The following is an 11,824-nucleotide window of genomic DNA, read 5'->3' as shown; positions in this document are numbered from 1 at the left end:
TATTCTATCTTTGCTTATGTCTTTGGAAGCGAACGTGCGATGGCGGCCAATCGGCGCTGTGTATCACCTATCGACATTTTGTCGTCGATAAAAAAGCGGACGATCTCAGCAATAATCGCGTCTTTAGAAATTTCGTCGGTCGCCATACGGTGGGCAAAACTAGGCACTTGCGCAGCACTTCCCATAGAAAATGCTTTGAGCGACGCACGGGAGCAGCTATCCATTTTCGACGAATCCTGATTGCGTAAAACAGAAATAGAACCTTTGACACGGTTGTACTCTGTTTGCAGCGACGGTGACACCACAATCTGGGCGAGCTTTTCTTGCGCTGCTCTGTGTGATCCATCCAAGGACAGCATTACGAGCGTATCAATATCGTACAGATGGTAGTTTTGTGTACCGGGCACAGCCATGCAACTAAAGCCGACATCGGTCGCTAATCCCCAATAATTTAACTCTGCTTTTGCCCAGTCTCCCATAATAAACATGGCTGCGTTACCATCGGCAAACTGACGCGCCATTTCTATCCAGGTACGCTCTTGCGCGGAAACGGACATCATTTTTTTGAGCGAGCGTAAGCGTTTTAAGGCATTAGCAAAACGCTTATCGGAAAATGCATCTACTTCTTTTTTGACGAATAATTCTTGATAAAAACCAGCGCCCGCCTCGGACAACACCAAATTTTCAAATAATGTTGCCACTTGCCATGGTTCGCTGCTTTGCGCCAAGGGCGTCACTCCGGCCTGCCTTAACTTTATTGCGACGGCTTCGAATTCATCCCAAGTTTCAGGTGGCTTCAAGTCATATTTTTTGAAAAGTTTTCGATTTATAAATAACGTATTGATGCGATGAATTCCCAGCGGCGCGGCGACCAGACGGCCTTTCGGCTGCACCAAAGTCCAGACCAGTGGAAATAAAACCTTATCCCATTTTCCAGCCGCACCAACGCCGTCAAAATCGAGCAACAATCCCAAATCAGACCATTCGCTAATTAGTACACCATTAACTTGCGAGACCTCAGGTGCATTGCCCGTCAAGATTCGACTTTTCAGCACGATTCCCGCGCCTATGCCTGATCCACTAGGGATCAATGTATCGCGCCAGATAATGTTCTCTTGAGCTAATTTGTTCGCCAGAACATCGACAGCCTTATGCTCACTGGCAGATTTCCACCAGTGCAGCACCTGCAATGTCTCGGCCCACGTTGATGAGCTGCTCACCATCAACAAAATGGGCAATATCAAGTTACGGACTACCTTCAGTGAAGATAACAGGTAACGACGAACGCATTCTGCATGGGGCAACAATCTTATTTTTGCTGTTTGCACCTGAAGATCCTTCTTTGTCTCGGAGGAGACTATAACGTAACTGATTGTTGTTGCGCAGGTAAATAAGGATCGATATTTGTAATGAACTGTGAGCTTACATTGCAATTTATTTCAGGCGGAATCCTAGCTGTTTTTTACAGTAATTCGCTATGACACAGTCCAAAAATGCCAGAAAAACACTAAATTCCCAACGTAAAGTTATGTAACAGCAAGTCTTTCAGTGATTTTCAACTTATTGATATAAATCATATACTTAACCCATTTAACGCACATTACAAGTCTCGGTGTGGTGTCACAGTATCTGCAGTGCTAATGTCTGCTCGCCGCAACAATTTAGTCCGATACGAACGCTGGATAAGTACCCCGTTTTAGATAAATGATGGTGAGAAAAATCAGGCAACCATCTGGAAGCGCCTAAAAATTCTTCAATCGATATGCGCTCAATTAAGAATTTTTAGAACTTTCCATCAGCAGTAGATTAAAAATCCGGGAAATACCGGACATGACAGCATGCTCAAAAGCAGCGTCAGCTTGCTTGCGAGCGATTAAAAATACACAGGAGACATAATGAGTAAAACTGCATTCAGAGCGTTACAGCTCGCCCTTTCACTTGCCTTTACTGCTGGTGTAGCACATGCCAGCGATGCTGAAGGTGAATTCCATGGTTACTTGCGCGCTGGCGTGGGATCTAGCTCCGAAAAAGGTCCACAAAGCTGCTACGACTTAGGTGGCAACACCATGAAGTATCGTCTCGGCAATGAGTGCGATAGCTATTTTGAAGGTGGTTATACAAAGGAACTGGCAAAATCAGAAAACGGCGTGAGCTGGGTCGGTACTTTGTGGATCGACGCTTACAAAAATGGCTCTGATTTTGGCAATGCCAAACCAGAAATTGCCAAAGCCTATGTTGAAGCAAAAGGGCTCGACTTCTTAAACGGCGGTACTGCATGGATTGGTAAGCGTTACTACTTCCGTCCAGATATCCATATGCTGGATCTGCAATACATCAATTTGAACGGCACGGGCGGTGGCTTTGATAAAGTTGGCGGCTTTGGTCCGGGCAAGTTCGGTTATGCCGTGTTCAAAGACAATGACACGAATGATATTGATGCAACGACAGGCAAAGTGCTCAACACCCCAGCGGCGGTGCGCCAGAACTTTATTTATGAAGGTGTGCCGGTCAACGAAAACGGCACCATCGATATGGCAATGTCGCTCATCAGTGCTCAAGGACAAAACCGTCATAACGGTTGGCAGTTCTCGATCTTCCACAAGCAAGATAAAGTACTCGGCGGCGCAAATACTGTTGGTATCCAATACGGTGTTGGTCCAGGAACTGGTATTGGCGGACCATGTTGCGACCGGATCGGTAGCTCCGGCAGCACAACATTAGGCTCTGATGTCACTCGTTTGCGTGTATTTGATAATTTGGTCATCCAGCCAACAGCACAATTCAGTACTGAATTTATCGCGCTGATGCAGCGTGATAAGTCGGATGCACTGGGTTCCTCCACCTGGACGACACTAGGTGCAAGACCGGTATACGCTTTAACAAAAAACTTTAAGTTACAAGCAGAAGTCGGTACGAGCCGCGTAACACAACCAAATGGTGGCGATGCATTACGCTTGACCAAAATCACCTTCGCACCGACGCTGTCTATGGGCGAAGGCTACTGGTCGCGTCCGGAACTACGCGCCTTTGTCACCTATGGCAAATGGAATGATGCAGCAACCGCCGCTGTCAACGCTAGCAATAACTCTGGTCCGGTATATGGCAACAATACCAGCGGCACCTCAGTTGGTATCCAGTTAGAAACCTGGTTCTGATTCGCTCATCGGTCACTTTTACGCTCGCTTTTAAATTTGATCTTTATGACTTAGCTCATTTTTAGTCAATTTTACCGACTGCCCAGATGTGTCTGAACAAAAAAATATCAACACATCTGGCGACAGCAAAATAAAATCATTTAAAAACATTCCCCAAACATATTGGAGTAGACAATCATGAAATTGAAACAAATCGTTCAGGCAACTATTGCAGCCACAGCGTTGATCGCTGGCGCGCAAGTTCAGGCAGCAGAAGTCGAAGTCTTACATTATTGGACTTCCGGTGGCGAAGCCAAATCCGTCGCTGAATTGAAAAAAATGATGGAAGCCAAGGGCATCGTCTGGAAAGATTTCGCCGTAGCTGGTGGCGGTGGTGAAAATGCTATGACGGCGTTAAAAGCACGCGTCATTTCTGGTAGCGCACCGACTGCAGCACAGATCAAAGGCCCGTCGATTCAAGAATGGGGTAAAGAAGGCGTGTTAGCGAATATCGATGCTGCGGCGACCGAAGGCAAATGGGATGCCAGCTTGCCAAAAGTCGTCTCCAATATCATGAAGTATCAAGGACACTATGTTGCCGCACCGGTCAATGTGCATCGCGTCAACTGGTTATGGGTCAATCCAGACGTCTTAAAAAAAGCGGGCGCTAAAGCGCCGACCAATTGGGACGAGTTTTTTGATGCCGCTGACAAAATCAAAAAAGCCGGTTTGATCGCAGTCGCACACGGTGGTCAACCATGGCAAGACGCGACGGTGTTTGAATCCGTCGCACTCGGCGTCGGCGGTCCCGATTTCTATAAAAAAGCAATCGTACAACTGGACCCGGCAAGCCTGACTGGTCCCACCATGATCAAAACCTTTGATACCTTAGCAAAGATCAAAACCTACATCGATAAAGATGCCGCTGGCCGTGACTGGAACCTGGCAACTGCCATGGTCATCAACGGCAAGGCTGGTATGCAATTTATGGGTGACTGGGCGAAAGGCGAATTTACCGCCGCAGGTAAAGTCGCTGGCAAAGACTTCTTGTGTCTGACTGCGCCAGGTACCGAGAAAGCATTCACCTTTAATATCGACTCTCTGACGATGTTTAAAGTTAAAGATGCTGATCAGCAAAAGGCCCAATTGGTCTTGGCAAGCGCGGTGATGAGTCCGGAATTTCAGGAAGTCTTTAATCTGAACAAAGGCTCTATCCCTGCCCGTGCCGGTGTCTCACGCGCTAAGTTTGATAGCTGCGCTATCAAATCAATGGACGATATGGATGCTACGAGTAAGAGCGGCGGTTTAGTCCCTAGCTTTGCCCATGGCATGGCAATCGACTCCGCTAAAGCCGGTGCGATTCAGGACGTGATTGCGAAGTTTATGAACTCCACGATGACCTCGCAAGCCGCAGTACAAGCATTAGCAAAAGCGGCCAAAGCGAAGTAAAGTAAGCTGCAGTAATAGCGACGTGATACAGAAGTAAGCTGCAAATAAGCTGGAAGTACGCTGTAACACAAGGCGGCAAACGTCATACGCACTGGATGAGACAACAACTCGCTGGTGCGTATGACGGGCAGTGATGAAAATAGTGTCGAATTTTGCTTATTTTCATATACTCCCCCTTATTTTTACTAAAAATGCCTTAGTGTCCAATGATTATATGGACAATAAAATATACTCCCTATAAGTAATTGGAGCGATCATTGATGTCGCTCTGGAGATTCTTGATGTCAGTTACCCCCACAGCAATATCGGGCCGCAGTCAGGCTGACGATCACGCTCAGCGCCCCAAGGTCGCCCAAAGACTCGCCAGTTTTGCCGATATCTGGCTACCGCGCATCGTGTTATCACCGACGGTGTTGACCTCCCTCATCTTCGTCTACGGTTTTATCGGCCTGACAGCGTATCTGTCTTTGACCGAATCACGCTTGATGCCGAATTACACCTTCTCAGGATTTTCGCAATATAGCGCCTTGTTTGAAATTGACCGCTGGTGGGTTTCTGCCACTAACTTAGGCATTTTCGGTGGACTATTTATTTTGATTTGTCTGGTTGTCGGACTCTTGCTGGCGATTTTTTTAGATCAGCGTATCCGTGCAGAAGGTGCGTTGCGAGCAATCTATTTATATCCGATGGCACTATCGTTCATCGTCACGGGTGCTGCATGGAAATGGATACTAAACCCAGGTCTGGGTTTAGAAAAAATGATGCATGACTGGGGCTTTGCCAACTTCTCTATGGACTGGCTAGTCGATTCTGATATGGCAATTTATACCGTCGTCATCGCAGGCGTCTGGCAATCCTCAGGATTTGTGATGGCATTGTTTTTAGCGGGATTGCGCGGGATTGATGACAGCATCATGAAGGCGGCGATGGTGGATGGCGCCAGCCTGCCGACGATTTATCGGCGTATCGTCATCCCCTCTTTGCGTCCCGTGTTCTTTAGTGTGTTGCTAGTGTTATCGCATATTGCCATCAAGAGTTTTGATCTGGTCATGGCGCTGACGGCTGGCGGTCCCGGCACCTCTTCCGACGTACCTGCGATTTTTATGTACCAGTTTTCTTTTACCCGTGGTCAGCTCGGTTTGGGTGCTGCATCCGCGATGATGATGCTAATGACGGTACTGGCAGTCTTGGTGCCCCTGATTTATCTTGAAGCAAAGGAGGCACGCCATGGTCGCTAATTCCTTTAAGTCATCTGCAGCAAATAATCCCAATCGCTCGCGGCTAAATATCGGTCGTGTCTTGATCTACGTGCTCTTATTTTTATGTGCACTGTATTACCTGGCACCCTTGTATGTGATGCTCACCACGTCAGTCAAATCACTAGATGAAATCCGGAGTGGAAATTTACTCGATTTTCCTTTGCATCCAAATACTGCCGCCTGGGCAAAGGCTTGGGGCTCCGCCTGCACTGGTGTGCAATGTGATGGACTGGCACCGTATTTTTGGAACTCCGTCAAAATGGTGATACCGGCAGTCTTGATCTCCACCCTGATCGGTTCACTGAACGGGTATGTACTAGCGCACTGGCGCTTTCGCGGATCAGAAATTTTATTTACGGGCTTGATGGTCGGTTGCTTTATCCCATTTCAGGTCGTGATATTACCGATGGCGCGCTTGCTGGGTCTGATGCATCTGGCCAACACAACAGCGGGTTTGATATTAGTGCATGTGATTTATGGCATGGCATTTACAACGCTGTTTTTCCGTAATTATTATGTATCGGTGCCAGAAGAATTGGTCAAAGCTGCCCGCATCGACGGTGCAGGATTCTTGACTATTTATCGCCGGATTATTTTCCCCTTGTCCTTGCCAATTTTTATGGTGTGCTTTATCTGGCAGTTTACGCAGATCTGGAATGACTTCTTATTTGGCGTGGTGTTCGGCGGCTCTGATGCGCAACCAGTCACCGTTGCCCTAAACAATCTGGTCAATACTTCGACAGGTGTGACGGAATATAACGTCAATATGGCAGCGGCGATTATCGCAGCACTACCGACATTGGGGCTGTATCTGATCGCAGGAAAATATTTCGTCCGGGGGCTGACTGCCGGCGCGGTCAAAGGCTGATTCCTGATAACGACGACCGGTTGGACAAGGTCACAATCACATTAAAGTAATCGTATTTAATCTATTCAGAAGAAACGAAACAACCATGGCAAGTTTATCCATACGCAATGTACGCAAGGTCTATCCCAACGGCGCGGAGATATTAAAGGGCATCAATCTTGAGATTCAAGATGGCGAGTTTTTAATCCTAGTCGGTGGCTCTGGTTGTGGCAAATCCACCTTACTGAATATGATCGCCGGCTTAGAGCCTATTTCTGATGGCGAGATTTATATCGGTGATCGCTGCATCAACGATGTTCCTGCCAAATCGCGTGATATCGCTATGGTATTTCAGTCGTACGCACTGTATCCAACCATGACCGTCAGAGAAAATATCTCGTTTGGATTAGGCATACGCAAAGTACCTAAAGACGAACAAAAAAAGATCGTAGAGCGGGTTGCCGAGACTTTACAAATCACCCACTTGCTAGATCGTAAACCAGCCTTGCTGTCCGGTGGACAACGTCAACGGGTCGCCATGGGTCGTGCTATTGCCCGCGATCCAACGCTGTTTTTATTTGACGAGCCGCTCTCTAATCTGGATGCAAAACTGCGGGTAGAAATGCGCGCTGAAATTAAGTTGATGCACCAACGACTAGGCACGACGATCGTCTATGTTACCCATGATCAGATTGAGGCGATGACGCTGGGCGACAAAATCGCCGTGATGAAAGATGGCGTGGTACAGCAATTCGGTAGTCCGCAAGATATTTACGATCAACCTAATAATTTGTTTGTCGCAGGATTTATTGGCTCACCTTCAATGAACTTCTTAAAAGGCAAATTAGTTCCGCATGCTAATGGACTGGCATTTACTCTAGAGCATGCAGGTCAGACGAGTTTGTTGCCTCTACCGACCTCTTTTGCAGAACAACTCAAAGCAGGGCAATGGGCGGAGCGCGAGATCATACTCGGCATACGACCTGAACATGTGACCGACACTATCAGCGCCCGCCGCTCAGAAAGTGAAGAAGATTATCGCCCTACAGAAGTCGACTGCAAAGTCGAACTAACCGAGCCAACTGGCCCTGACACCTTAGCATTTATCTGGTTTAACCAAAGTCGTATCACCTGCCGCACTCATCCGCGCGCGATGGCTTTACCAGGCAAAAATATGCGTCTGGCATTTGATTTGTCAAAGGCTATTTTGTTTGATCCGAAGACAGAACTGCGCATCGGTTGAAGGACTTAAACAATGATGGCTTAAACATGTACTAGCCATCTCCGCACATTACAAATAAATATACTCCCCATATTTATTAAAAATATCAGCCTATTGACCATTATTTACAGAGGCGAGAAAATTATGCTAGGTAGGAGTATATCTTATTTGCAGTAAAGGTTTTAAGCTAAAATCTTCCAAGGTTTTAAAGATTTAAGGCGAGCACGTTGAAAAACGTTTATAGCATCTGTGAAAGTCGAATAGCGCCGATCACTTCAATTCAACGGACCACACGTTTGTAAAAAACAAACTCATATTCCATTACAGAAAACCACTTTAACATTCTACATACCAATTTAGGATCGATTGTTGGTATGCATCCCCGTAGTACGCAATAAATGATAATATTACAAGTAAATTGATAGCGATAATATTGCGGCTTTATAGGATATTCTTAGCGAACATCGCTGCGTGTATTCTGTTCGGGCACCGCACAGCTAAAACGATATGTGAAATCAATTCCCAAAAATAGAGAATAGAAGTGTTTAAAAATCTTATACAAATTATCTCACTCAGTCTTTTGCTTGGTTCTTGTGCTTTCACTAAAACATATTCAAAAAGCGAAAGCCCAATAGTTATTACTGAAGAGTGTTTAGCGTCAACTATTATTGCCAATGAACAATATAAAGTGGTGGAAAATAAGAAAGACAATATCTCATTTGTCTTTGAAGGATTAAAGTTAAACGCTGTTTATGCTGAAAAAAAACTGATCGTTAGTTCAAAAGGAGAAGTATTTTTTGGTTACTCAAGCTCTGCTGAGGCAGAAATATTTGCAAGCAAATTAACTAAAACAACTGACCAAGTCTGGCAACATATTGTGAAGGCATGCAAGCAATAGCGCGCATGCCAAATTTCATAAAAATATAAGTATCAGCAGGTGCCAAACCGAATTAGCTTGAAACCACTCTGCATTACCTGTAAAAAACAGCGTTATCGGAATGCCCACATAACACCGTTTTATGCCATAGGAAGAATGTGCGGCATTGGTATGACCAGACAAAAATATGCGTCTGGCATTTGTTTTATCAAAAGCGATATCTCATTTAGCTTTCCGGAAAAATCACCATATATATTAAGATCAGCATCAAATAAGATCTGATTCTTAGCAACATATTCAAGAGCATGCATTAAGTCATCAATGATCGGAAGTATAAAACTGGGCTCGTCCTTTAATTTCGCGATAATCAAACTAAGAAAACAACTCGCAGCGTCCGGCGACATTTCGCTTTTCAGAACGTTTTCTGACAGGGTATTCCCACCATCTTACATTCTTTTTGCCTCGCCAACTCATGAAATAACTCACCCAGATTTCTTTGCAATGCACCGTAAATTACCTTTTTCCTGAACTTAGGAATAAATCCGATGTGATATTTGCAGTCACATCTCGTAGCACTCAAACTTTGATGCTATTGCATTCGAAACTCCTTTTTTTGGCAGAAATAGAAGTTTCAAACCGACCGACATATATTTCAAACCTTGGTGAGTCCCCGGCAAAGCCGGGGGATTACCTTATTTATTTATCGATTTTCGCTACTTAGACCAACAGCGCACTTTTATTTCTCTATATGAGCTATAACGTACAAAAATAAGCGTATTTGCGGTTCATTCTAAGGTACTTAAAACAGACTGAAAGATGAGCATGAAAACCGACATACAGATTCAACAAAATGTTATCGCTGAACTAGCCATGATCAAAGTCTCGGGTTATGCAGCAAAGCACTCGTACAGCAGACTGAAGCGCATCGAGTTTGAGCGAACGGAAGCGGGCGCGAGCGAAATTGAAATAGAGGTGCTTTACTGCGGCGTCTGCCACTCTGACATTCATCAGGTGAAAAACGAGTGGTCGAACACTGTCTACCCATGCGTACCCGGTCACGAGATCGTCGGTCGGGTTTCGAAGGTTGGGCCGGGCAGCACCCGTCACGCAGTTGGCGACTTAGTCGGTGTTGGTTGCATGATTGAGAGCTGTCGCCACTGTAATCCTTGCCAGTCTGGCGACCAAAATTATTGCGAAGGCCCGAATTCTTGGCTTTCCACTTATAACGGCCCAATGGTACCCGCAGCCAAGGCGCCAAATGGCGCCAACATGTACGGGCGGGACAATACCTTCGGCGGCTATTCCGATGTGATTGTCGTCAATGAAGACTTCGCTCTCAAGATTCCAAAGAACCTGAAACCCGAGGTAGCCGCTCCGATCTTGTGCGCTGGTGCCACCACCTATTCCCCGTTAAAGCATTGGGGAGTGAAGGCCGGAGATAGCGTAGGCGTGATTGGCTTTGGCGGCCTTGGCGACATGGCAATCAAGATTGCCAAGGCGATGGGTGCACACGTTACTGTATTCACCACCACCGAGCAGAAGCTGGAAGAGGCGAAGCGCCTTGGAGTCAAAGGTGTCATTGAAAGCGATAAGGCTGCGATGGAGAAACTGAAATCGAGTTTTGACTTCATGCTTTCTACAATCCCTGAAAAGCACGATATTAATCCCTTCATCGAACTGCTGAAGCGGGACAGAACTCTGTGCATCGTCGGCGCACTCGAGCCGATGGCTGGTGTCGATAATTCGGCCGTTGCGTTCCATCGCAAGCGCGTGGCTGGATCACTCATCGCTAATCTTGTTGACACCCAAGAAGTGCTCGATTTTTGCGCAGAGCACGATATAGGACCGGATATCGAAATAATCGATATTCAAAATGTGAACGAGGCCTTCAAAAAGGTCGAAAAAGGCGATGTGCGGTTCCGCTACGTAATTGACATGGCTTCACTCAAGCGCGACGAGAAGTAAGCAACAGGCCAACACAGGTTGACCGTGGATTATTTAGGCGGTCATGGGTTGTCAATCAGCGTGGCAAATTTTTCATTTTTTTTCAGCATACTGGAAAAAGTTCGCTATCCCGATACGACGCGGACTTCTACCGACCTAAATAAGAGTTGTAAGCGTTGACAAGTGAAAAATGCAAGACGCTGTTTGACATCAAATCGTTGATTCAAAATTAGTATCCTAAAAACGACTTAGAATTTCTAAAAACACAATGTAAGTTTAGTTAATATGCCCGGTAGAATTTTCGTAGTTTCTTTTTAACTACAAATAACTTAGAACAGTAGTTGACGATTCATCTGCTTTAGCACGTGCGGCCAAAAAATATTTAGCTAACGGAAAAATATGTTCGTTGACGTTGGATACCGAACAGATAACTCTCTGTTGAGCGTTATGTTTAACTCCTTGCTGGAGCATAAATTTTTCTGGCATGTGGAGTGAAATTCAAGAAACTTTCGATAACTGATGATCAAATATCATGTCCAACACAACAGAAGCCAGTAGCTTACACAAGCAGGACACAGATCATCAAGAAGCAGCAAAAAATCATCTGAAAGCAGCAGATTCTCACGAAAAAAATAAAGTAAGCGAAGCGAAGGAGAGCTCAAAAACGGCAATGGGATGCTGTAATACGGTGCAAAAAAGCACTGAAAAAGCATGCCATTCTTCAACAATGTAACTAGTAAATTGAAAATTTATGTTGGTATTAAATCAGATCAATAAATTTTTGATTTTTAGAATAAATAAGTAACTAAGTAAAACATCGGGCCAGCAAATTGCTGGCCTGTTTTAATTCAGAATTAAGTTGGGTAACAAAAGTAGATAGTTTAAATATATTTTTTACAATCAATGTATTTCAAAAAATATTTCTGAGATCTTTTACGCTTGTACTTTTTTTATTTATTAAATTAAAAATTTAATGTGCGTAAAAATAGGATGAGCTATGTGGATTGAAGCCCAAATTAATCTGAGTGATTCGTTTATTCTCGGTTTCTATTGATATCTTCAGATAAAAATCATGCGCTCAATAAAAAAAGA

Annotated in this window: 10 protein-coding genes; 8 read left to right on the top strand and 2 right to left on the bottom strand. The window is 45.1% G+C overall.

Annotated features, from left to right (window positions below; genetic code table 11):
- Positions 1-14: 14 nt before the first annotated feature.
- Entirely contained in the window at positions 15-1,328 is a 1,314-nt protein-coding gene (locus RGU72_RS03090) for an ABC transporter substrate-binding protein (protein WP_322118331.1), read from the bottom strand.
- A gap of 567 nt (positions 1,329-1,895) precedes the next feature.
- On the opposite strand from RGU72_RS03090, the gene RGU72_RS03085 reads away from it, so the two are divergent.
- The 6 genes from RGU72_RS03085 (at position 1,896) to RGU72_RS03060 (ending at position 8,809) form a co-directional block, all read left to right on the top strand.
- Positions 1,896-3,155, top strand: coding sequence for a carbohydrate porin (locus RGU72_RS03085; protein ID WP_322118330.1), 1,260 nt, complete (start codon positions 1,896-1,898; stop codon positions 3,153-3,155).
- A gap of 177 nt (positions 3,156-3,332) precedes the next feature.
- On the top strand, positions 3,333-4,583 hold the full coding sequence (locus RGU72_RS03080; RefSeq protein WP_322118329.1) for an ABC transporter substrate-binding protein: 1,251 nt from the start codon (positions 3,333-3,335) through the stop codon (positions 4,581-4,583).
- Between the two features lie 281 nt (positions 4,584-4,864).
- The gene (locus RGU72_RS03075; RefSeq protein WP_322118328.1) at positions 4,865-5,821 is read left to right on the top strand and encodes a sugar ABC transporter permease; all 957 of its coding nucleotides are present in this window, start codon (positions 4,865-4,867) and stop codon (positions 5,819-5,821) included.
- On the top strand, positions 5,811-6,710 hold the full coding sequence (locus tag RGU72_RS03070) for a carbohydrate ABC transporter permease (protein ID WP_322118327.1): 900 nt from the start codon (positions 5,811-5,813) through the stop codon (positions 6,708-6,710). The genes RGU72_RS03075 and RGU72_RS03070 overlap by 11 nt, the downstream gene beginning before the upstream one ends.
- An 85-nt stretch (positions 6,711-6,795) precedes the next feature.
- Positions 6,796-7,932, top strand: a complete 1,137-nt coding sequence (locus RGU72_RS03065) for a sn-glycerol-3-phosphate ABC transporter ATP-binding protein UgpC (RefSeq protein WP_322118326.1) — start codon at positions 6,796-6,798, stop codon at positions 7,930-7,932.
- A 520-nt stretch (positions 7,933-8,452) separates the two neighbouring features.
- Positions 8,453-8,809 (top strand): hypothetical protein, encoded by a 357-nt coding sequence (locus RGU72_RS03060; RefSeq protein WP_322118325.1) that lies wholly within the window; start codon positions 8,453-8,455, stop codon positions 8,807-8,809.
- A gap of 391 nt (positions 8,810-9,200) precedes the next feature.
- On the opposite strand, the gene RGU72_RS21365 is transcribed toward RGU72_RS03060, so the two are convergent.
- Positions 9,201-9,368 carry a transposase gene (locus tag RGU72_RS21365; RefSeq protein WP_369124345.1) on the bottom strand — a complete coding sequence of 56 codons (168 nt, stop codon included), beginning with the start codon at positions 9,366-9,368 and terminating at the stop codon, positions 9,201-9,203.
- 290 nt (positions 9,369-9,658) lie between these two features.
- Between RGU72_RS21365 and RGU72_RS03055 the strand changes: the two genes are divergently transcribed.
- The gene (locus tag RGU72_RS03055) at positions 9,659-10,753 is read left to right on the top strand and encodes an NAD(P)-dependent alcohol dehydrogenase (RefSeq protein ID WP_416200151.1); all 1,095 of its coding nucleotides are present in this window, start codon (positions 9,659-9,661) and stop codon (positions 10,751-10,753) included.
- Between the two features lie 511 nt (positions 10,754-11,264).
- Positions 11,265-11,465 (top strand): hypothetical protein, encoded by a 201-nt coding sequence (locus tag RGU72_RS03050; RefSeq protein ID WP_322118323.1) that lies wholly within the window; start codon positions 11,265-11,267, stop codon positions 11,463-11,465.
- Positions 11,466-11,824 lie beyond the last annotated feature (359 nt).

Origin of the sequence: Undibacterium sp. 5I1, from assembly GCF_034314085.1 — a bacterium.
GTDB lineage: Bacteria > Pseudomonadota > Gammaproteobacteria > Burkholderiales > Burkholderiaceae_D > Undibacterium.
The sequence above is the reverse complement of the archived record's forward strand: the minus strand, read 5'-3'. Positions and strand labels throughout refer to the sequence as shown.

Coding starts and splice junctions, on each gene's coding strand:
- RGU72_RS03085 (WP_322118330.1), top strand. CDS start 1,896: ATGAGTAAAACTGCATTCAGAGCGTTACAGCTCGCCCTTTCACTTGCC.
- RGU72_RS03080 (WP_322118329.1), top strand. CDS start 3,333: ATGAAATTGAAACAAATCGTTCAGGCAACTATTGCAGCCACAGCGTTG.
- RGU72_RS03075 (WP_322118328.1), top strand. CDS start 4,865: ATGTCAGTTACCCCCACAGCAATATCGGGCCGCAGTCAGGCTGACGAT.
- RGU72_RS03070 (WP_322118327.1), top strand. CDS start 5,811: ATGGTCGCTAATTCCTTTAAGTCATCTGCAGCAAATAATCCCAATCGC.
- RGU72_RS03065 (WP_322118326.1), top strand. CDS start 6,796: ATGGCAAGTTTATCCATACGCAATGTACGCAAGGTCTATCCCAACGGC.
- RGU72_RS03055 (WP_416200151.1), top strand. CDS start 9,659: ATGATCAAAGTCTCGGGTTATGCAGCAAAGCACTCGTACAGCAGACTG.
- RGU72_RS03050 (WP_322118323.1), top strand. CDS start 11,265: ATGTCCAACACAACAGAAGCCAGTAGCTTACACAAGCAGGACACAGAT.